This is a genomic window from Pseudomonas sp. COW5 (genome assembly GCF_026240005.1).
Classification (GTDB): Bacteria; Pseudomonadota; Gammaproteobacteria; order Pseudomonadales; family Pseudomonadaceae; genus Aquipseudomonas; species Aquipseudomonas kribbensis.
The window spans coordinates 2,387,443-2,408,757 of record NZ_JAPHVP010000001.1 but is presented as its reverse complement, the minus strand read 5'-3'; the positions used below and the strand labels follow the sequence as shown (position 1 = coordinate 2,408,757).

At 60.9% G+C, this 21,315-nt stretch carries 21 protein-coding genes; 10 read left to right on the top strand and 11 right to left on the bottom strand.

Translation table 11 applies throughout. The features are described 5' to 3' along the window. Nucleotides 1-873, bottom strand: coding sequence for a pyridoxal kinase PdxY (gene pdxY, locus OQ248_RS10885; RefSeq protein WP_114886444.1), 873 nt, complete (start codon nt 871-873; stop codon nt 1-3). 117 nt (nt 874-990) lie between these two features. Here pdxY and OQ248_RS10880 point away from each other — a divergent pair, with 117 nt between their 5' ends. Next, complete coding sequence (locus tag OQ248_RS10880; protein WP_085708786.1) at nt 991-1,404, top strand: DUF3301 domain-containing protein; 414 nt, start codon at nt 991-993, stop codon at nt 1,402-1,404. Nucleotide 1,405: 1 nt separating this feature from the next. Here the strand turns inward: OQ248_RS10880 and OQ248_RS10875 are convergent, their stop codons facing one another. Beyond that, nucleotides 1,406-2,377, bottom strand: coding sequence for a CobW-like GTP-binding protein (locus OQ248_RS10875; protein WP_265812835.1), 972 nt, complete (start codon nt 2,375-2,377; stop codon nt 1,406-1,408). 25 nt (nt 2,378-2,402) lie between these two features. On the opposite strand from OQ248_RS10875, the gene OQ248_RS10870 reads away from it, so the two are divergent. Then, complete coding sequence (locus OQ248_RS10870) at nt 2,403-2,759, top strand: NADH:ubiquinone oxidoreductase (RefSeq protein WP_265812834.1); 357 nt, start codon at nt 2,403-2,405, stop codon at nt 2,757-2,759. A gap of 4 nt (nt 2,760-2,763) precedes the next feature. Here the strand turns inward: OQ248_RS10870 and OQ248_RS10865 are convergent, their stop codons facing one another. Together OQ248_RS10865 and zigA are read right to left on the bottom strand one after the other, a co-directional pair. After that, entirely contained in the window at nt 2,764-3,414 is a 651-nt protein-coding gene (locus tag OQ248_RS10865) for a DUF1826 domain-containing protein (protein ID WP_265812833.1), read from the bottom strand. Further along, on the bottom strand, nt 3,414-4,619 hold the full coding sequence (gene zigA, locus OQ248_RS10860; RefSeq protein WP_265812832.1) for a zinc metallochaperone GTPase ZigA: 1,206 nt from the start codon (nt 4,617-4,619) through the stop codon (nt 3,414-3,416). The genes OQ248_RS10865 and zigA overlap by 1 nt, the downstream gene beginning before the upstream one ends. Nucleotides 4,620-4,843: 224 nt before the next feature. Here zigA and OQ248_RS10855 point away from each other — a divergent pair, with 224 nt between their 5' ends. Next, nucleotides 4,844-5,218 carry a glutamine synthetase gene (locus OQ248_RS10855; RefSeq protein ID WP_119426871.1) on the top strand — a complete coding sequence of 125 codons (375 nt, stop codon included), beginning with the start codon at nt 4,844-4,846 and terminating at the stop codon, nt 5,216-5,218. On the opposite strand, the gene OQ248_RS10850 is transcribed toward OQ248_RS10855, so the two are convergent. Next, a complete protein-coding gene (locus OQ248_RS10850) occupies nt 5,215-6,414 on the bottom strand; it encodes an N-acetylmuramoyl-L-alanine amidase (protein ID WP_265812831.1) in 1,200 nt (399 codons plus the stop codon). The genes OQ248_RS10855 and OQ248_RS10850 overlap by 4 nt on opposite strands. Before the next feature lie 84 nt (nt 6,415-6,498). Here OQ248_RS10850 and folE2 point away from each other — a divergent pair, with 84 nt between their 5' ends. Genes folE2 through OQ248_RS10820 form a run of 6 tightly spaced genes read left to right on the top strand, consistent with a single transcriptional unit; the run spans nt 6,499 to nt 11,711 of the window. Next, a complete protein-coding gene (gene folE2, locus OQ248_RS10845; RefSeq protein ID WP_265812830.1) occupies nt 6,499-7,395 on the top strand; it encodes a GTP cyclohydrolase FolE2 in 897 nt (298 codons plus the stop codon). Then, entirely contained in the window at nt 7,392-8,060 is a 669-nt protein-coding gene (locus OQ248_RS10840) for an ATP-binding cassette domain-containing protein (RefSeq protein ID WP_265812829.1), read from the top strand. Before folE2 ends, OQ248_RS10840 begins: the two co-directional genes overlap by 4 nt. Next, on the top strand, nt 8,060-8,926 hold the full coding sequence (locus OQ248_RS10835; protein WP_134828562.1) for a metal ABC transporter permease: 867 nt from the start codon (nt 8,060-8,062) through the stop codon (nt 8,924-8,926). The genes OQ248_RS10840 and OQ248_RS10835 overlap by 1 nt, the downstream gene beginning before the upstream one ends. Nucleotides 8,927-8,937: 11 nt before the next feature. Continuing rightward, complete coding sequence (locus OQ248_RS10830; RefSeq protein ID WP_265812828.1) at nt 8,938-9,813, top strand: metal ABC transporter substrate-binding protein; 876 nt, start codon at nt 8,938-8,940, stop codon at nt 9,811-9,813. Next, nucleotides 9,810-10,370, top strand: a complete 561-nt coding sequence (locus OQ248_RS10825) for a carbonate dehydratase (protein WP_265812827.1) — start codon at nt 9,810-9,812, stop codon at nt 10,368-10,370. Before OQ248_RS10830 ends, OQ248_RS10825 begins: the two co-directional genes overlap by 4 nt. A gap of 3 nt (nt 10,371-10,373) precedes the next feature. Next, nucleotides 10,374-11,711, top strand: coding sequence for a dihydroorotase (locus tag OQ248_RS10820; protein ID WP_265812826.1), 1,338 nt, complete (start codon nt 10,374-10,376; stop codon nt 11,709-11,711). 40 nt (nt 11,712-11,751) lie between these two features. Here OQ248_RS10820 and OQ248_RS10815 read toward each other — a convergent pair whose 3' ends face one another. Further along, on the bottom strand, nt 11,752-12,270 hold the full coding sequence (locus tag OQ248_RS10815) for a DUF3617 domain-containing protein (RefSeq protein ID WP_207865369.1): 519 nt from the start codon (nt 12,268-12,270) through the stop codon (nt 11,752-11,754). A 146-nt stretch (nt 12,271-12,416) separates the two neighbouring features. On the opposite strand from OQ248_RS10815, the gene cls reads away from it, so the two are divergent. After that, nucleotides 12,417-13,856 carry a cardiolipin synthase gene (gene cls / locus OQ248_RS10810; RefSeq protein ID WP_265812825.1) on the top strand — a complete coding sequence of 480 codons (1,440 nt, stop codon included), beginning with the start codon at nt 12,417-12,419 and terminating at the stop codon, nt 13,854-13,856. 1 nt (nt 13,857) lies between these two features. Here cls and cfaB read toward each other — a convergent pair whose 3' ends face one another. From cfaB to OQ248_RS10785, 5 genes are all read right to left on the bottom strand, one after another. Continuing rightward, nucleotides 13,858-15,045: a C17 cyclopropane fatty acid synthase CfaB gene (gene cfaB, locus OQ248_RS10805; protein ID WP_085708771.1), complete on the bottom strand. Its 1,188-nt coding sequence runs from the start codon at nt 15,043-15,045 to the stop codon at nt 13,858-13,860. 177 nt (nt 15,046-15,222) lie between these two features. Further along, nucleotides 15,223-17,130, bottom strand: a complete 1,908-nt coding sequence (locus OQ248_RS10800) for a heavy metal translocating P-type ATPase (protein ID WP_265812824.1) — start codon at nt 17,128-17,130, stop codon at nt 15,223-15,225. Further along, nucleotides 17,127-18,185 carry a protease modulator HflK gene (locus OQ248_RS10795; protein WP_265812823.1) on the bottom strand — a complete coding sequence of 353 codons (1,059 nt, stop codon included), beginning with the start codon at nt 18,183-18,185 and terminating at the stop codon, nt 17,127-17,129. The genes OQ248_RS10800 and OQ248_RS10795 overlap by 4 nt, the downstream gene beginning before the upstream one ends. Then, a complete protein-coding gene (locus tag OQ248_RS10790) occupies nt 18,182-19,225 on the bottom strand; it encodes a protease modulator HflC (RefSeq protein ID WP_265812822.1) in 1,044 nt (347 codons plus the stop codon). Before OQ248_RS10790 ends, OQ248_RS10795 begins: the two co-directional genes overlap by 4 nt. After that, the gene (locus OQ248_RS10785; protein ID WP_265815085.1) at nt 19,222-21,180 is read right to left on the bottom strand and encodes a protease modulator HflK; all 1,959 of its coding nucleotides are present in this window, start codon (nt 21,178-21,180) and stop codon (nt 19,222-19,224) included. Before OQ248_RS10785 ends, OQ248_RS10790 begins: the two co-directional genes overlap by 4 nt. Between the last annotated feature and the right edge of the window lie 135 nt (nt 21,181-21,315).

Below are 21,315 nucleotides of genomic sequence, written 5' to 3'. Positions count from 1 at the left end.
TTACAGGCTGATCGGCGTGGCCTCGAACTTCACCCGCGGATGCGCAATCCGGTCCTGCGCCCGCACCAGTTGCAGCTCGTAACTGGCACAGGCCTGGGTTTCCAGCAGCACCTCATGCACCGCCGCTGCAGTGAATTCAAACGCCGCCACCAGACTGTCGCCGAGCAGCACCCGCGCGAGGAACAGGCCGGACGTCAGATCGCCCACACCGACCGGCTGACGCGGGAACGCCAGCAGCGGACGACGCAGGTGCCAACTGCCCTCGGCCGTCACCAGCAGCATCTCGAAGCCATCCGCTGGTTTCCCCGGGTAATCCAGATGCTTGACCAGCACCGCTTTCGGCCCGCGTGCCAGCAGCGCCCGCGCCATCGCCAGGCAATCGAACAACGACTGCGGCTTGCGCCCGGAGAAGCTGTCGAGCTCAAGCTGGTTCGGGCACATGAAATCCGCCACCGCCGCCGCTTCGTCGAGCAGGAAATCGCTGACTTCGGCCGGCACGCTGCAACCCTTCTCCGGATGCCCCATCACCGGGTCGCACAGATACAGGGCTTTCGGATTGACCGCCTTGATCCGCTCGATGCCACTGAGAATCGCCCGGCCCTGCGCCGCACTGCCGAGATAGCCGGACAGCACCGCGTCGCAATTGCCCAGCTCACCGATGGCGGCAATACCTTCAACCAGTTCCGGGATTCGCTGCGGTGCCAGCACTTCGCCCGCCCACTGGCCGTACTGAGTGTGGTTGGAGAACTGCACGGTGTTGAGCGGCCAGACATTGACCCCGACCCGCTGCATCGGAAAAACCGCAGCGCTGTTGCCGGCGTGGCCGAACACCACATGGGACTGGATGGCGAGCAGATGAGGCGTACGTTTCATTCGGGTTTTTCCGTAAAACGATTGAAATTCAAGCCGCGCAGTATGCGACGAAACGCAGTCTGTACGACAGACCGGCGACGCAGTTAAGCTGATGCCAACTTTTGGAGTTTCTTGTTGATGCTGACCCTGGAAAACATTTTCGTGCTGATGCTGTTCGCCGTTGCCGGCGCGTGGCTGTGGCACAACCATGGCCTGCGCGAGCGGGCGCTGGAACGGGTCAAGCAGCATTGCGTGAATGTCGGCGTCGAATTGCTCGACGGCAACGTGGCGCTGAAGAAGATCGGTCTCATCAAGGATGCCAGCGGGCGTCGGCGTCTGGCCCGGGTCTACAACTTCGAATTCACCGTGACCGGCGAAACTCGCCACAACGGCACCATCACCCAGTTCGGCCCCCACAGTGCGCAGATCGAACTGGCGCCCTACCCCGCACCGTTCGACGACACCCCGCCCGTGGTGGAGGTGGCCAGGCCGAGCGCGCAAGTCATCGAACTGAGCCAATGGCGCCAGGAACACACCAAGTGGAAGCCTTGAGTCAGGCCGCTTGAATCCGACAGCCGGCCAGTCCCGCCTGCAACTCATCGACCGCCTGCGACTGGTCGAAAATCAGTTCGATCCGAGAGTCCTTGCGCCATTCGCTGGGCTGCCAGTCCAGTTTGGCGTTATCCAGGGCATTGACTGATTCCCAGCCAGTCTGGCTGTGGATAACCAGCTTCGCCCGGCGCCAGTGCAGGGACTCCAGCCACTGAGTGATGCGAATCACGTCAAACGTCTGGCTTGGGTGCCAGCGCCAGCCGATGCTCCAGCCGCCCTCCTGCGCCTGACTCAGGCAAATCGGAGAAGCTTGATCGCTCCAGACGGCCGGCATCTGCGCCAGCCCTTTGGGCACGATCAACTTATCCACACCCGCTTGCGCTTGAGCTGTTACACCCGGCAGTTCGCTCAAGGGCAACGACGCCTGTTGCGTCCAGATCAGCCTGACGGACGGCAACTGACGGGCGATCCGCTCACGCTCGGATTCATCGAGGTTTTCCGCCTTGTTCAACACCAGCAGGCCGGCATTCGGGAGCGCCTCCTGTTGGGCCGGCGGCAGTGACTTGCCCGCCGCCAGTGCCTGGGCGTCCAGCACCAGCACGCAGGGTTGAACCGCGAGAACCCCCTGCCACGGCGCCTCGCTCAGTTGTCGTAGTAGCTGCGCCGGATGCCCCAATCCGGAAGGCTCGATAAACAGGCGATCCGGCTGAGCCTTGCGCAGCAATCGTCCCAACCCGATCTGAAACGGCGCACCGTTCACGCAACACAAACAGCCTCCGGCCACTTCGCCCAGTGCGATACCATCGGCGTCCCGGGTCAACAGCGCAGCGTCGAGGCCGATCTGGCCGAACTCGTTGATCAGCACCGCCCAGCGCTCACTGGCCGGTCGCTGCGCCATGAGCTGGCGGATCAGGCTGGTCTTGCCGGCGCCCAAGGGGCCTGCGATGACGTGGGTAGGAATGTTCTGCAACATGATCAAGGTTTTCTGGAGGTCGGGAATGCGGTGGATGGGGTGGATGATGCTGTTGGCGCTGGTGTCGGGCGAGGCGCTGGCCCAGGCCTGCGTGGTGCACAGCCAGGCAGAACGCCTCGACGTGAAGGTCTGCCAGCAGAACCGAAACATCCCGGAGAAACTGTTCAACGACGGCTTCTGCCAACCCACCCTTGCAGGGCAAAAAGTCGACGTGCAATACGTCGATCAGTGCCCTGCCGGGGCTTTTGGCGTGTGCAGCAACGCGCAAGTCGCCAATATGCCTTATCGCCAGGATATCCACTATTACGGCGTAGCCACCGACGCGGCGTATTTGAAGCCGTACTGCGAAAGCCAGAGCCAGGGCAACTGGCTCAAGCCTTGAGGCGTCAGCCGAGCCAGTCCAGGGTCAGCATCAGACGCCGTTCGCCCGGCGCCGGTTGTGGAGAGCGATGGATCAACCCGAAGCCTTCGTTGCCGTGCCACTTCTCCCCTTTGAGCAACGCCACTTCACCGCTGACCAGTTGCTGAATCCGCGATTTTTCCTGCGGCTCGGCCAGTGGTTTTCCCAGTTGCTGGCGATCCATTTCCCCTTCTTTGAGCCACTCGCTGCCAATACCGGCGTAGGTGGTAATCAGTCGTACGGGCACGTGATCGACGTGAAAACGCGGGCACATCGCCTTGTTCAGCACCCGCAAACGCAGGCCGATCCGCCGTGCGCCGAGCAGGCAGGCGAAGGCGCTGACCAGCCATTTCAGGTCGGCGATAAAACCTTCGTAGCCTTCCAGGTCACGGAATCCGCTGGCCAGTCCCGTCAGGTCTGGTTCTGCGTCTTCGTCGTGCAATTCGAGACTCAGCGCTTCGGCATAAGGCTCGTTGAGTGACACCAACAACTTCGCAAAATCGGCGACATGCAGCGGTAGTTGCCGCTGCCAGACAGCGAGGTTTATTTCATCTTCAAGAATGCTCGCCAGCGCTTGCGGGGTCGGGCCGAGCACTTGATGACGTGTTTTGCTTTGCAGCGGTTTGAGGGCAAGCATCACGCGGCCTCGTCATGCCAGGGGCCGAACGGATCGGCCAGCAATCGCCAGCCTTCTACACCAAGCGCCATCTCCGCATCGGTCAGCAGGCAGTCGTCCAGGCCTGACTCGAGTTGTGCGAAATCGATGTTCTGACCAATAAACACCAGCTCCTGGCGGCAGTCTCCTACGCTCGCGGTCCAGTTTTCCATAATCGCAGCAGTGCTTTCCCGATCCTGTGGCCACTGATTCTTCGGCACGAAACGCCACCAGCGCCCGGCGAAACCATGGCGCATCAAACCGCCCGCCTGGGACCAGCTACCGGCATCCGTGGGTTTGCTCGCAAGCCAGAAGAAACCTTTGGAGCGCAGCAGTTTTCCGTTTAGCCAAGGTCGATTGATGAAGTCAAAAAAGCGCTGAGGGTGAAAGGGTCGGCGCGCGCGGTAAGCCGTGGACGCGATGCCATATTCCTCCGTTTCCGGCACATGTTCGCCACGCAACTCCTGAAGCCAGCCCGGAGCCAATGCGGCCCGGTCGAAATCGAAGCGGTGGGTGTTGAGGATCTTCTCCAGCGGCACTTCGCCCATCACCATCGGGATGATCTCGGCGTTCGCGTTGAGCCGCTTGAGGATCGCCATCAGCTCTTCCCGCTCGCTGCTGCTGATCAGATCGATTTTGCTGATCAACAGAACGTCGGCGAACTCGATCTGTTCGATCAACAGATCGGTGATCGAGCGCTCATCTTCTTCACCGAGGATTTCGCCACGGGAGGCCAGACTTTCGGCAGCCTGGAAATCAGGCAGGAAATTCAGGCCGTCGACTACAGTGACCATGGTGTCGAGGCGAGCGATGTCCGCGAGGCTTTGACCCTGCTCGTCGCGGAAGGTGAAGGTCTCGGCAATCGGCAGTGGCTCGGAAATGCCGGTGGATTCGATGAGCAGATAATCGAATCGGCCTTCCCGGGCCAGTTTGGCGACTTCTTCCAGAAGGTCTTCGCGTAACGTACAGCAGATACAGCCGTTGCTCATTTCCACGAGTTTTTCTTCTGCGCGGTTCAGGTCGACATCACGCTGGACTTCGCTGCCATCAATATTGATTTCGCTCATATCATTGACGATCACCGCCACGCGCAGATCGTCTCTGTTACGTAGTACGTAATTCAAAAGTGTACTTTTTCCGGCGCCGAGAAAGCCGGATAAAACGGTCACGGGAAGCGGGGAAGACATGGGGTAAACCTCATCAAACGGTAGCTAAACGCAAGAAACGCTCTCGGCGGCAGGCGTTCTTGGGCTTCTACGAGACAGTCAGAGAAGCAGACGCTTGAAAACAGGAGCCACGGAAAGCCCGATTCAATTTATGTTATAGTATAACAATATTAAAGATCCACTTTCTTCTTGCCGGAAATGACAAAGGGCCGGAAGCTGAAAACACTTCACCGTCGAGTGATCTCATGAAAACTGCGCTGAAATGCTCGCTCTTTGGCCTGGCCTTGCTGACCATCGATGCATGGGCACAAGTCCCGGGGCTCGCCAACTGCACGCGCAGCGCCAACCTGCTGGCCTGCGTGGATACCAATGGCAACGCCTATAGCGTCAACACCGCCGGCAAGACGATTTATTTGCGGGGTTTCGAGAAGATCGGCCAACGTTATTGGGCGCAAACCAACAGCATTTATGGGCAACTGACGTTCTTCACCGGGATCGCCTCCGACGGCGAAGCCTGGGTCGGCTACAACCGCCGGGTGGGCTGGACGACGATCAACCGCTTCTCCAGCTCCGGCGGAAGCACCGGGAAGTTCACCTGCAGCCGACTCACGGGCTGCTAGACACGCGCTTGTTGCTGCTCCTGCTGCCAGGCGATGTAACTGTCGGCCGGTGGGTTTTTCTGGAAATAACGCTGCAACCCTTCGAACAATCCGTCAGCAACCGCCTGCTGGTGGCGTGCAGTGACCAATCGCTGACTGTCCCGCGCGTTGGAAATAAACCCGGTTTCCACCAGAATCGACGGCACATCGGGTGACTTCAGCACCGCAAATCCCGCTTGTTCCACACGCTTTTGATGCAGCGTGGTGATGCCCGCCAGACTCCCCAGCACCGTGCTGCCCAGCTGCAAACTGGCGGCGATGGTGGCGTTCATCGACATATCGAGGATGACTCCGGCGAGCATCGGGTCCTTGTCCTTGAGATTCAGCAGGCTGGTTGCACCGAGCAGATCCGCACCGTTTTCCCGCTGAGCCATGAAACGCGCAGTAGCTGAAGTCGCACCACCTTCAGAAAGGCAATACACCGAAGCGCCTGAAGCGGTCAGACGAGGCGCGGCATCTGCGTGCACCGAAATGAACATATCGGCTTTGTGCTGACGGGCAATATCGACCCGCTTGCGGAGCGGCACGAAAAAATCGTCATTGCGCACAAGCTTCACATCGAAGCCTTTTTCCCGCTTCAACCGGCGGGCAAGCAGCTGTGAAATCGAGAGCACAACGTCTTTCTCACGCTCGCCTTTTGCCCCGACTGCGCCCGGATCTTTGCCCCCATGACCAGGGTCCACCACGACGATAATGTCTCGTTTTGGATGATTGGTTTTCCCCGGTGTTTCACGTGGAACGCTTGGCGTTGCCACTTTTGAGTCGCTCAAAAGGTCCAGAACCAGGCGGTGCCCTTGTCCATCCTGAGGCGCCAACAGGAAGGTATTGAGCTGAACCGGGCGATTCAAATCCAGGACGATTCGGGTATCGCCTTTCCCAAAATGCCCGGAGCGGATGCTGCGAATAACTGTTTCGCTGAGCGCCAACTGACTGAAATCGCCACTCAAGCTGGCACCACTCAGGTCGACAATCAGACGATCCGGCGCACTCAACGTAAACGTCTTATAGCTCACTGGCCCGCTCAAATCGAAGACGAGCCGAAGCTTGTCATCCGACCGCCAGAGGCGTGCATTGCGGATTTGTGTGGCGCTGACACTGAAAGGAAAAGCCAACGCAGCGCTGGCCAACATCAGGTTAAGCAAATGGCGTCTGTGCATATGAAAGCCCGTTCATGAAAAAGGCATCGTGATTTGAATTGTTATAATGTAACATCAAATTCAATCAACACGATGGTACTGAACATGAATGCGCTGACGCTGCCGGATATCGCCGCGCAAGCTGCCCGCCAAGCCTTGCCGCTTGATTGGGTGGGAATGCGTGGTATCGCTCTACCTGTCTTTATCGAGGGCCAACGCCTGGCAGCAAAAGCCGATGCGGGTGTCAGCCTGGATGACGGCGAGGCCCGTGGGATTCACATGTCACGGCTGTACCTCGCGCTGGAAATGCTCGAACAGCAAAACCTCACTCCCGCACTTTTGCAGCAGGTTTTACAGCGTTTTCTCGACAGCCACGAAGGCCTGGCTAACTCGGCCTATCTGAATATCCATACCGATTTGCTGCTCAGAAGGCCCGCATTGGTCAGCCCATTGGCAGGATGGAAAACCTATCCGGTGACCATAGCAGCCACTCTGAAAAACACAGTGTTCCACGTGGAACTGAAAATCGAGGTGGCTTACTCCTCGACTTGCCCCTGCTCTGCCGCTCTGGCGAGGCAATTGATCCAGCAGCAATTCGTCGACGATTTCGCCAACAAGCCGTTGCAACATGCCGAGGTTTTGGCATGGCTGGGCTCGACTCAAGGGATTATCGCAACGCCCCACAGCCAGCGCAGCACCGCACAACTGCATCTGCACCTGGATGAATTCGTCGATGGTTTACCGATGACCTCGACCATCAACGACGCCGAAGCTGCCCTCGGCACCGCCGTACAAACCGCCGTGAAACGCGCCGACGAACAAGCCTTCGCCCTCGCCAATGGCCAGAACCTGATGTTCTGCGAAGACGCCGCTCGCCGTCTGAACCTGGCTCTGCGTCGCTCACCCGGCATTCGCGAATTCCACCTGCGCGTGATCCATGCCGAAAGCCTCCACGCCCACGATGCAGTCGCTGAAAGTCACTGGCGCCGGGAGACCGCATGATCCGCCTGCAGTCTTTGAGTTGGGGCGCCCCCGGCCAACCGCTCACGCCACCGTTGAGTCTTCAACTGGAACGCGGCAGCCTGACCGCCATCATCGGCGTGAACGGCAGCGGTAAAAGCAGCCTGCTGAAAGTCATCGCCGGACTACAGAGGCCTTTGGCCGGTGCCGTCGCATTGGGTGTTCCGCGCCAAAGCGGTTTGTCATTCCTTCCCCAGCAACAGCACCTGGACCGACAATTCCCGATCAGCCTCCAGGAACTAGTCGCTGCCGGATTCTGGGGGCGCCGACTATCCACTCAACTGCGCGCACAGCGCCTCACCCAGGCACTTGAAGATTGGCACTTGAGTGGCCTCGAACAGCGTCCATTAATGGCCCTCTCCGGCGGTGAACTGCAACGCGCCCTGCTCGCTCGATTGAGTCTGGCCGACACACCTTTGCTGCTGCTCGATGAACCCCATGCTGCTCTCGATGAACTGGGTCAGGCATTGCTCTGGCAACACCTGCACACCTGGCATGCGCAAGGACGGACACTGGTCATGGTGGGCCACGACCTCACCGCCGTCCGCCAACATATTCCACAAACGCTGCTGATCAAAAACAGCGGCTGCGTGTTCGGCCCCAGCGTCGAACTGATCCAGCAAACACCCAACGTGCAGGTGGCCTGATGCTCAGCGCCGCGCACTTCTGGCAACCGTTCCTGGAGTTCGTGTTCATGCGCCGAGCACTGCTCGGCGGTCTGCTGCTGGCGTGCAGTACCGCACCATTGGGCGTGTTTCTGATCCTGCGACGCATGAGCCTCATCGGCGACGCCGTCGCTCACGGCATCCTTCCCGGTGCGGCGCTGGGCTTCTGGTTTGCCGGCCTGAGTCTTCCCGCGCTGACCCTCGGCGGCCTTGGCGCCGGCCTGAGCATGGCCGGACTCGCCGCATGGATCACCCGCCGAACCGGCCTGCGCGAGGACGCCAGTCTCGCCGCGATTTACCCGATCTCTCTGGCCAGTGGCGTGCTGATTCTTGGTATCGCCGGCAAACGTCTCGACCTGCTCCACTTGCTGTTCGGGTCAGCACTGGCAGTCGACGGTCCCACCCTGAACGGAATGTTGGGCGTATCGCTGCTAAGCCTGATGGCCATGGCACTGATCTACCGCCCGCTTCTGCTCGATACCCTCGATCCACTCTTCCTGCGAACCGTCAGCCGACTCGGCCCGATCGCCCACGGTGTGTTCCTGACGCTGGTGGTGCTGAATCTGGTCATCGGATTCCAGGCCATCGGCGCACTGATGGTGGTCGGTCTGATGATGCTGCCCGCCGCCGCTTCTCGTTTCTGGAGCCGACGCCTGCCGATCCTGATCGCCATCGCCGCCGTGATCGGTTGCCTGTCGGTGTGGCTCGGTCTGTTGCTGTCGTTCTACTACTCGCTGCCCAGCGGTCCGGCCATCGTGCTGGTCGCGGGCATCGGTTACCTGTTGTCCGTGGTGCTCGGGCCGGTTCATGGCCTGCTGCGCCGGCCGCCCCTGCTCACATCCCAATGAGGTGTTTCCCGATGCGCGCTCTACTTGTGTTGTTCAGCCTGATGCTGTCGATGTCATTGTCGGCAGCGGAGAAACTGCCGGTGGTCACCAGTTTCAGCATCCTTGCCGACATGGTGCATCAGGTCGGCGGCGAGCATATCCAGATCACCAACATGGTCGGCCCGGACGCCGACGCCCACACCTACGAACCGACGCCGGACGATGCCAAGGCACTTCTGAAAGCCAAACTGATCGTCAAGAACGGGCTGGGTTTCGAGCCTTGGCTGGACCGACTGGTGACCAGCACCGACACCAAAGCTACGGTGATCAGTGCCAGCCACGGCGTGATCCCCCGTTCTCTGGATGAAGACGGCGAGACCGTTCCCGACCCTCACGCCTGGCACAACCTGGCCAACACCGAGTTGTACGTCGCCAACATCACCAAGGCACTGATCGCCGCCGACCCGGCGAACCAAGCCGACTACGAACTTAACAGCAAGGCTTACCTGAAACAGATCTACGCCCTCCTCGCTGAAGCCAAGGCCAAGCTCGGTTCCCTGCCGCCGGGCAATCGCAAGATCGTCACCAGCCACGATGCCTTCGGTTATCTCGGCCAAGCCTACGGGATCGACTTCATGGCGCCGCAAGGTCTTTCCACCGAACGTGAACCTTCCGCCGCCGAAGTCGCCGCGCTGATCACCCAGATCCGTCAGGCCAAGGTCAAAGCGGTGTTCATGGAAAACATCAAGGACGCACGCCTGCTCAAACAGATCGCCGACGAAAGCGGCGCGCACATTGGCGGCACGCTGTACTCCGATGCCCTCGCCGCGTCGGGTCCGGCCAGCACGTTCACCGGCCTGTTCGAATACAACCTCAACACCCTTTACGACGCCCTGAGCCAACCATGATCCGCAAAAATCCTTCCGGCGATCTGCCGCAAATTGCCGAGTCTGCCTACGTCGATAAAACCGCGATCATCTGCGGCAAAGTGGTGATCGGCGAAAATGTGTTCGTCGGCCCCTACGCGGTCATCCGCGCCGATGAAGTGGACGCTTCGGGCGAGATGGAGCCGATCACTATTGGCGCCAACTCGAACATCCAGGATGGAGTGGTGATCCACTCCAAGTCCGGCGCGGCGGTGACCATCGGCGAGTTCAGCTCCATCGCCCACCGCTCGATCGTGCATGGGCCATGCAAGGTCGGAGACCGAGTGTTTATCGGCTTCAACAGCGTGCTGTTCAACTGCGTGGTCGGCAACGGTTGCGTGGTGCGGCACAACTCGGTGGTCGATGGCCGGGATCTGCCGGATTCATTCTATGTGCCCTCCACCACCCGCATCGGCCCGAACACCGACCTTTCGCAATTCCCGCCGGTGAGCGTCAGCGCTTCGGAGTTTTCCGAAGACGTGGCGCGCACCAACGTCGATCTGGTGCGCGGCTACAAAGCCCTGCAGAACGAGTTCTGAACCATGAACAGTGTGCTGATTCGCAATGCGCGGCTGGTGAATGAAGGGCGCGAGTTCGACGCCGATGTGCTGGTCAGCCACGGTCGCATCGTCAAGATCGCTAGCTCCATTGAAGGTGAAAACGCCACACTGGAAATCGACGCCAACGGCCAATGGTTGCTGCCGGGGATGATCGACGATCAGGTGCATTTCCGTGAGCCGGGCTCGCCAACCAAGGGCAGCATCTACACTGAATCCCGCGCGGCCGTGGCCGGTGGCATTACCAGTTTCATGGACATGCCCAACACCAACCCGGCCACCCTCACCCTCGAAGCGCTGGCTGACAAAAAGCGTCGGGCGGCGATCAATTCGGTGGCCAACTACGGCTTTCACTTCGGCGTCAGTCACGACAACCTGGACACCGTCGCAGCACTCAACCCGAGTGAGGTGGCCGGGGTCAAAGTGTTCATGGGCGCGTCGACCGGCAACATGCTGGTGGATGATCCCCGGACGCTGGAGCGATTGTTCGCCGAGGTGCCGACGATCCTCCTGGCCCATTGCGAACACACACCGAGCATCGAAGCCAACACCGCTAGGTTGCGCGAGCAGTTTGGCGAGCATCTTCCACCCGATGCCCATGCGCTGATCCGCAATGCCGAGGCCTGCTATCGCTCCTCTTCGCTGGCGGTAGATCTCGCCAAACGCCATGGCACTCGTCTGCACGTGCTACACCTGACCACGGCTCGAGAGCTGGACCTGTTCGAAGACAAACCGCTGGCGCACAAACGCATCACGGCGGAAGTCTGCCTGCATCACCTGCTGTTCGATGATCGCGACTATCCGGACTTCGGCAACCAGATCAAATGCAACCCGGCGATCAAAAGCCAGGCTGATCGCGATGCCCTGCGTCTGGCCTTGTTGAGCAACCGTCTGGATGTGATCGGCAGCGATCACGCCCCGCATACCTGGGCGGAGAAACAGCTGTCGTATGCCCAGGCGCCGTCCGGGCTGCCGCTGGTGCAACATGCGCTTCCGGCATTATTGGAACTGGTGGCGGATGGCGTGCTGCCGATCACCACGCTGGTGGCGAAGACCAGTCACCGGGTGGCGGATCTGTTTGCCATTCCGGATCGCGGTTATCTGAGGGAAGGTTATTGGGCGGATCTGGTATTGATTCAGCCAGAGCCCGAGGGTGTCGCGGTATCACGACAACCGGTCCTGTCGCAGTGCGGATGGACGCCATTTGCCCGTCGCAGCTTTCGCCATCGGGTGAGTACGACGCTGGTGTCGGGACAGGTTGCGTGGCACGGCAATCGCCTGCATGACGGGTGTCAGGGATTGCCGTTGCGCTTCATGCGCTAGAAAAAAACCGCCCCACAATGTTGTGGGGCGGTTTCGATTTTCAGGCTCTTGGTTTGACAGTGCCGCAATCCTGACCCAGCCACACCGCGCGGGTTTCCAGACTGCCCTTCTGGTTGATCCCGATGGCATTGAACGTGCCGTTGGCGATGGTGGTGAACTCACGATCGCTGACGAACGTGGCCACACCGGTGCCCGAGGCTCGCGGGCAGCTGAAACGGAATTTCCACTGGTTGCCATTGCGCTCGGTGATCTGCTGTTTGCAGCCTGACTGCGGGTCTGCCAGCGGAATGTCGTTGGTCGCCACTTGCTGCGGTGTCAGGCAGGCACGAATGCCCTTGCCGCCAATGTTGATCCCCTGCTTCTCCAACTGCGCCCGCTGTTGCGGGGTGATCTGGCCCTGAATCTGGCCGAGGATCGATTGCACGTCCATGGCCTGATCATCGACTTTCACATTGCTCGATGTCATTTCCCACAACCCCGGCTGCAGCATTTGCGCCTGAGCCACCAACGGTAAGGCCAACCCCAGACCCAGCGCCAAACCCAGCAGACGAACGTTCATTGCAAAACTCCTGATCAGTAATGGCCGTTAGACGCCGGCCGCTTGTTTCGGTTCATGGCCTGCTTTCATGGCTAAAAAGAAAATAGCGACAACCGCAAAGGAACATGCTCTGTTAAGCATTGAATCTTCAGGAGCAAGGTTGCCCCATGGATTATTTTGGACCGCACATCTTCGGTTATCTGATCGCGCTGATACATAGCCTGGGCACAATTGCCGCCATCCATGCGGTGCTGACCGTCCGCACGGCGCAAGGCGCGATCGCCTGGGCGCTGTCGCTGATCTTCATTCCCTATCTCACCCTCATCCCCTATCTGGTGTTCGGTCGCAGCACCTTCGACGGTTATATCAAGGCCCGACGTCAGGCCAACGAACAGATGCGCCAGGCCGTTTCTGAACTGAACTGGCGCCCCTGGGTAGAAGAAGCCCTGACCGCTCGCGCCTCGAATGCCTACGATTCACTACGGGCAATGCCGAAGCTGGGACGCATGCCGTGCCTGGCCAACAATGAAGTGAAATTGCTGATCAACGGAACCGCCACCTTCGAAGCGATTTTCCACGCAATCGACCAGGCACGGGAAGCCGTGCTGATTCAGTTTTTCATCATTCACGACGACCGCCTCGGCCAGCGCCTGCTCGAACTGCTGCTGAAGAAAGCCGCGGAAGGTATCGCGATTCATCTGCTGTACGACCGCATCGGCAGCCACGCCCTGCCCCACAGCTACGTGCAGGCGTTGCGCGATGGCGGGATCGAGGTCAAAGCGTTCGCCACCCGCAGCGGCTGGCTCAATCGCTTCCAGGTGAATTTCCGCAACCACCGCAAGATCGTCGTGGTCGACGGGTTGATCGGCTTTGTTGGCGGGCACAACGTCGGCGACGAATACATGGGCGAAAAACCACCCTTGGCGCCATGGCGCGACACCCACGTGCAGGTGCGCGGCCCGGTGGTTGCGTGCATGCAGGAGTCATTTGCCGAAGACTGGTTCTGGGCCGCACGCACGCTGCCCCCACTGATCCTGCCGGAGGTTTACCCGGAAGACGGCGTGCTCTGCCAACTGCTGGCGAGCGGCCCGGCGGATGCCTACGAGACCTGCTCGCTGTTCTTCGTCGAAGCCATCCATGCCGCGACCGAACGCGTATGGATTACCAGCCCCTACTTCATTCCTGATGAGGCGGTGTTCGCCGCATTGCGTCTCGCGGTCCTGCGCGGTGTCGACGTGCGACTGCTGCTGCCATCACGTCCCGATCACCGCATCGTTTACGCCGCATCGAGCCTTTACGCGTTCGAAGCGGTGCGCGCCGGGGTGCGGGTGTTCCGCTACGAACCGGGTTTCCTGCATCAGAAAGTGGTGTTGGTCGACAGCGAAATCAGCGCCATCGGCAGCGCCAATCTGGACAACCGTTCGTTCCGGCTGAATTTCGAAGTGATGTTGCTGACGGTCGACAGCGAATTCGCCGGCCACGTGGAACAGATGCTCAACGACGACTTTGCCCAGGCCTACGAAATCGCCAAGGAAGAAGGCCGGGAGATCCACCGCCTGCAACAACTCGGCATGCGGATCGCCCGGCTGATTTCACCGATTCTCTAGCTCAAGGGTTGTAGATGTCGTCACGGGTCCACGGCAGTTCATGGCTGCCGTCGGCGTGGGCCTTCACCGCGAGAATCTGGTGCAGGTTGATCCAGCCCCGGGCAAACGCGTAGGCGCAACCGGCCAGGTACAGACGCCAGATACGCAGGGCCTGATCCGGCACCAGTTTGCCGGCCGCTTCAAGGTTGTCCTCCAGCCGTTCGCTCCAGTGGTCCAGCGTGCGCGCGTAGTGCAGGCGCAGGCTCTCGACATCGACGATCTCCAGACCGGCCTCGCTGATCTCGGCCGAGATCATCGCCAGGTGCGGCAGCTCGCCGTTGGGGAACACGTATTTTTCGATGAAATCGCCGGCACCGCGTCCTACCGGACGGCCATCGGTGTGCTTGGCGGTGATGCCGTGGTTCATCACCAGACCGCCCTCTTTCACCGCGCCGAACAGGGTCTTGCAGTACTCGGCCAGGTTGGCGTGGCCCACGTGCTCGAACATGCCGACGCTGACCACTTTGTCGAAACGACCGTCCTGCGGCAGGTCACGGTAATCGAGCAGTTGCAGTTCGACCTGGTCTTCCAGGCCTTCAGCCTTGACCCGCTCACGAGCCAGCGCCAGTTGTTCCTTGCTCAGGGTGATACCGAACACCTTGGCACCAAACTCACGGGCGGCATAACGCGCCAGACCGCCCCAGCCGCAGCCGACATCCAGCAGGTAATCGCCCGGCTGCAGACGCAGCTTGCGACACAGGTGCCGGAACTTGGCCTGTTGCGCCTGCTCCAGGGTTTCGCTGCCGGTTTCGAAATAGGCGCAGGAATACGCCATGTCGCTGTCCAGCCAGAGCTGATAGAACGCGTTGGACAGGTCGTAGTGATAGGAAATGGCTTTGGCGTCGGTTTCCTTGTCGTGCACGGTTCGCACCGGCTGACTGTCTTCATCTTCATCGAGCAACGCCGTACTCAATTCGTCGCAAACCCGGATGACCTCGCTGATCGAGCCCTCGAGTTCGAGTTTGCCCTCGACGAACGCCGCCCCCAGCGCGTCGAGACTTGGATGGGTCAACTGGGACACCATCAACGGGTCCTTGACCACGATGGTGACGCTGGGCGTCGGGCCCAGGTTGAATTCATGGCCGTCCCAGAGTCGCAGGCGAAGCGGAAGCTGCAGATTCTGTAAGGCCGGTGGAAGTTGCGCGAGCATGGAATATCCCCCTGGTTTCAGACGTCTGATCTGAGGGTAGACCATCCTTGAAAATTAGCAGGCTATCGATTCGATAGTCGCCACCTATCAGCCAAAACGGCCGTAACGGCACCGATCTCCATGCTGCAGTGCGCCTTCTCAGAAGACTTCAAGACCGGCGCACAGTTCGAAAAATGATCAGTTCTGCTCGTTCAGCTTCAGCAGCGGCTCTTGGAATCGCAACAAGCGACCGGCATTGCCCAACACCAGCAATGTGCTGAGGTTGTGCAGGAGCGCAGCGATCATCGCGCCGGCGGCACCCAGCCAACCGAACGCGGCGAACACGACGATGGCCAGCGTCCAGCCGAGACCGATGATCACGTTCACTTGCAGCGTGCGCCGGCATTGGCGACTCAGGCGCACACAGGTGCCGAGACGGCGCAAGTCGCTGCCGATCAGCACGATGTCGGCGGACGCCAATGCGATGTCTGCACCGCCCGCACCCATCGCAACACCTACTACCCCGGCCTTGAGTGCCAGCGAATCATTGATGCCGTCACCGACCACCATCGGCCGGAAACCGTTGTCGATTTCCTTCAACACGCGATTGAGTTTGTCTTCGGGCAACGCCTGGGCTTCGACTTCATGCAGACCGACATCCCGGGCCAAGGTCTGCGCCACGCTTTGACGGTCGCCGGTCAGCAACAGTTGCCGACCGAGGCCCAGCTCTCGCAGTTCGCTCAAGGCGAAGCGTGCTTCCGGTTTGACGCTGTCGGCCAGCAACAGCCAGGCGAGGAATTCACCGTTCAACGCCAGGCCGGCAATCGGGCCGTCGTGATCGGGAATCGTTGTGGTCGGGATCCCCAACTGCGCAAACAGCTCCGGACGCCCGAGTGCAGCTTCACCCTGCTCGGTTTTGGCCACCACACCCAGACCTTGGCGTTCGTGAATGTCGGTCAGCACCAGCACGTTGTCCGCGTGAACCAGTCCGGCCAATGCACGACTGACCGGGTGACTGCTGGCAGCACCGAGACTGGCGGCCAGTGCCATCACCGAATCGTGATCCGCCTGCGCGCTGTTGATCGACTGCAAACGCAACGTGCCGTAAGTGAGCGTGCCGGTCTTGTCGACCACCAACGATGTGAGGTCGGCCAGTTCTTCAAGGAACGCCGAACTACGGATCAGAATCCCGTGCCGCGCCGCGACCGCCACGCCGGCAATCGCCGTGGCCGGTGCGGACAACACCAGCGCACAAGGACAGGCTGCAACCAGCACCGCCAACATTGCCTGTGCATCGTTGGTCACAAACCAGGTTACCGCCGCGAGCAGCAACACCAGCACCATGTAGCTGCCGGCATAACGTTCCAGCAGCCGGGTGATCGGCGGCTTGGAGCGCTCGGCGTTCTGCATCAGGGCGATGACTTTGCCCAAGGTCGATTCATCGCCGGTGCGGGTCACCTCGATACGCAGCAGGCCATCGAGGTTGATCGCCCCGCCGAACACGGTCATTCCGACGCCCGCCTCAACCGGCACCGACTCACCGGTGATCGAGGCGGTGTCGAGGCTGGCCTGGCCAGACAACACGCGGCCATCCGCCGGCACCCGATCGCCAGCCCGGACTTCAACGGTGTCGCCAGCCTTGAGCGTGCCGTTATCGACTTCGATGACTGTGCCGTCCGCCTGGATTTTCCGAGCATGACTGCGAGTGAGCTGGCCCAACGCGTGAATCGCCTCCTGCGAGCCAATCACGCTGCGCTCCTCCAACACATGGCCGAAGATCATGATGATCGGCAAGAGCGCGGCGGTCAGCAGATCACCAGTAGCCCAGGCACCGAGCATCGCCAATGCGATCAACTGGTCGGTGATGCCGTGCAGACTCGGATAACGCAGGCTGAACCAAGCCGAACGCATCACCGGTACCGCCACCAATAAGGAAGCAAAACCGAGCAGCAACTGACTGACCCCGGTTTGTTCCGGCATCAACCAGCGCCAGATCAAACCGAGCCCGAGCAGGCCGAGGGCGAGCATCGCCAGGGTCAACTGGCGTGCAGCGCGACGTTGCTCAGCCGAGGACAACAGGCTCGGTGCGGCGGTAGTGGCGGTCATTTACTGGCTCCCTGAATGATCAGGCGGGAATCGTCTTTCGGATCGACCGTGGTGACCGAACCGGCCTGGCCGAGAATCTTCGGTATCCGCTCGCGGTACAGGCGCAACAGCATTTGCGGGTCGGTGCCCTGTTGTCGGGCCTGGGCCAGACTCATGACGGTCGCGGTATCGGCGGAGGCTTTTGCCAACCGCTCACCGGCCTGGGCATGGGCGACCTGCAAGGTGCGGTCGGCCAGTTCGTTGGCGGTCTGGGTGATTTTTTCAGCGTCGGTGCGGGCATTGGCCACCGCTTTGTCAGCCTGTTGGCTGGCGGTCAGCACGGCATTGAACGCACCGACCGCAGGCTCTGGCAGACTCGATTGCACATCGACCCGCGCCACTTCAATACCGATGCCCTGCCCGCTTGCCTTCAATTCAGCCAAGCGGCGATTGATGCCTTGCACCAGATCACCGCGCAAGCGTTCGCGTCGTTCAGCGGCTTGATTGTCGGCGCCGATCAGTTCCGGTCGCGCCACCAGAATGGTGTCCAGATCCCGCGCCGCTGTCAGGGCCACCGCGCTGCGGGTCACCAGCCGATCCAGTGCCGGCAACACATGATCGCCTTGCAGCACAAAGTCATAAGGATCGGTGACCTTGTAGAACACCCGCACATCCAGCTGCACCACACCGGCATCACCGGTGAGCAAATAGCCGGAACCGGCCAGTGCATCGCTGATTGGCGTGGCGAATGTCGCGACGCGATCTGCCTGTATTGCAGCGGGACTGCGCAGCAGGTTTTCCACGCGACGCTCGATGACACGATCTGCCGCCGGCAGCAAAACAACCTGTTCGAACGGCTGCGGCCAGGCCAATAACAACCCGGCATTCTGGATGCGATCCAGTGCGCCGAAATGCATGACTACTGCGCGATTCTGCGGATCGATCTGCCGCACATTGGAAAACGCCCAGGCCAACGCCGCCAGCACCGTTACCGCGTACAGTGCAAAAAACGCCAGACGTCCCGCCTGAATCCACGGACTGTTCAACGAATTTGTTCCACGTGGAACTTCACTCATGGCTGCGTTCCGGTCTTGCTTTCCAGAGTCGGCGGGCCGTCCACCAACACACGGAATGGCGCGGCGTCGGTGCGCAAGATCAACTTGGTGTCGGGCGTAACGATGGTGCCGAGGGTGTCTAGCGAGCGCAGCAGGTTGTACAGCTGTGGCGATCCGGCATAAGCGCGACCATAAATCTGCGCGGCTTCGACTCGCGATTGCGCTTCGATTTCGGCTGCTTTTACCGTGGCGTCGGCCTGCACAATTCGGGCATCACGCTCGGCGCCAGAACGAATTTGCGCCGCTTCACGCTTGCCGATGGCAGTGCGTTCGGTGGCGATGGTTTCACGCTCGGCGCGCATCCGGTCAACCGTTGCGGTGAGCGTCACCGACGGCAAGGTCAATCGCTCGATGCCCACTTGCACCACGCGCACGCCGTAAGTGGCGAGCAATTGCTGATCGATCTGCTGACGCAACTGCGCTTCGAAATCGGCGATGTGCACCTGACTGGCATCGGTGTTCACCAGATTGGCCAGATCGAAACTGCTGGCGGTGGTCTCCAGTGCCGAGCCGACGAAGGTGCGAATCTGCCGCGCCGCTTCGTCCGGCTGGTTCTGCACCGCACGCATGAAACGCTGGACGTTGTCCGCATCACCCTGCACCTGCCACGCGACATACGCTTGCACGATGATGCGCAAACCGTCGCGGGTGCCGACGTCCTGCAAACCGCTCGATGTGGTGCGCAGGCGCAGATCCACCGGGATTGCCGCTTCGAACGGCGCCGGCCAGCGCCAGCTCAGACCTGGATCCAGCAACACCCGGGACGGGTTGCCGAAGCGGGTAATGACCGTGGCTTCACCGGAGCGCACCTGCACCAGACTGGCCGCTGCAATGGCAAACGCCACCAGCAACACGGCCCAGCCCATGCGTCGCCACGGGAATGGCCCCGCCTCTTCCGGCGCGCCGTGATGGTGGTGGTGATGCCCGTGATGGTGGTGACCGCCATGAGCATGGTCGTGACCGCTGTGGTCATGGTGATCGTGAGTATGCGACTGGCTCAATGAGTGGCTCCTGGTTGAGCGGTGGTGCGCGCCGGCGACGGGTCAGCCGGCAGCGTGAACGTACGCAGGTCGATGGTCGGCGAGTTGCTGCTGCCGCCCAGACGATGGTCGAGCACCAACAGTTTGGCTTTGCCCAGTCCCTGACTGAGCTGACTGAGATATTGCTCCAGCACGAAGGCCTGGCCGGCGCTGGCATAGGCTTTTTGCTCGGCGCTGAATTTCAGATCCGCCGCGCGGGCGGTCGAGCTGGTTTCGTGGGCATTGGCGGTGGCTTGGTCGCGCGCGAGGCTGGCCTGCAACTGCGCCTGATTGCTCGCTTCGGCCGCCGCGCCGCGCTCGCGAGAGATCAGCGCCTGAGCTCCAATCTGCGCCGCTTGCACGCTGTGATACGCGTTGGCCGCGCCAGCCGGTGGATGAATCGCCTCAACGACCGTGGCAAGAATCTCTACGCCGCTGTCGAGTTTCTGCAAATCGCTTTGCACGGCTCGGCCGATCTCGTCAGCCAGCCCAACCCTGTCCTGCCCCAACAAACCGTCGAGGGTGCGCGAGGCAAAATCGTGGACCAGTATCCGGCTCGCGGTACTGCGGATCAGCGTCGGCACATCCGCGCTGTTGTAAGTCGCGGCCAATGCCGCTTGATCGCTGAGGCCGATGCGATAGACGAAACGCACATCCATGTTGACGATCTGGAAGCTCTGTTGCTCGCCACGGCTGCTGGCGATGACCTGGGATTTGTCGTTGACGTGGCTGGCATCCCACAAGCGGTTGGCGGTAATCGGGGCCGGACCTTCCGCCGGATCCGGCTGAACCGGCGCCGGGTTCTCGCCGACGCTGGTCGCCAATTCGTGCACCACGCCGTTCTCCACACTCAACACCCGGCCCAACGGCCACGGCAGACCGGCATGCAAACCCGGGCCGAAGACCTGCACCGGTTTGCCGAAGCGCTCGTAGATGCCACGACTTTGCAGCGGGATTTCATGAATGCCGGTGAGCAACCAGCCCACCGCCGCCACCAGCACCAACACTGGCAGGAACGCGCGGCGCATGTAGCTGAAGGCCCAGATCTGCCGCAGGTCGATACCGAAGCGGTTGTGCAATTCGTACTGCAACGCGAGCAGCGGTTGCGGTGGCCAACGCAGCAGATCAGCAACGAAACTGCGGGCCAGCAAGACCGGTTCGAGCTGTTCACGGCGCGGACTGAACAGCGACAGCACCGCACGCAGCAGCAACTCCAGCGCGACCAGCCCCGGCAGGATGCCGGTCAGCACCGCCAGTCGCACAGGCCAGACCGAACTCTCGCTGGCGAACAACAAGCACAACGCGCCCAGTACCAGGCTGATGATGGTCACGCGCGTCAGTTGCGCCAGCGCACCGGCCTCGGGCCATTGCGCCGGGTTTTCCTGAGCCAGTTGCCGCTCCAGCACCAGCAGACCGAACGCCAGCAGCAGCGCGATCGCCGCACTGACAGAAGCGGACAAACCCACGGCAGTCGGTTGCAGAGTGAGATTCCACACCTGCTCGATGCCAAGCAACGCCAGCAGCGCCAGACCGCCCAGCCATAATGTCGCTGCACCGATCTGCCCCAGTACATGCAGGCTGCGGCGGCTCAGCCGATCCAGCAGTCGCTCGTACCAGCCGTCCGGCCCGGGCGTCTCTTCCTCGACGGTAACCGGCACCACCGGGTTGATCACCCGGGCTCGCCAATCGGTCACCCACCACGCCGATTGCAACCCGGCGACCAACACCAGCAACGCCGCACTCAGATTGACCAACAGCGCCGGCCACAACGATTGCGAGGCGAACAGGCCAACAAAAAACGCCAGTACCACTCCGGCCACGGCCAACCCGCCGAGCCCCATGGCCAACCGACGCAATCGGCGACCCTGGGCTGCCGCCTGCTGAAAGCGCGGCAAACCGGTCACTTGCGTGCCATCAACGTCCAGATCGACTTGCATATCCCCCCAAAACCCTTGGCTCACTGCTTAACTCGTTACGATATAACGAAAGCAGTGAAATATTTGTACTCATTTGCGCCATTCAAAGTCGCTCAACCTGTCGCGTTCCTGAAGCCTTGACCGAAATGTCCGGAA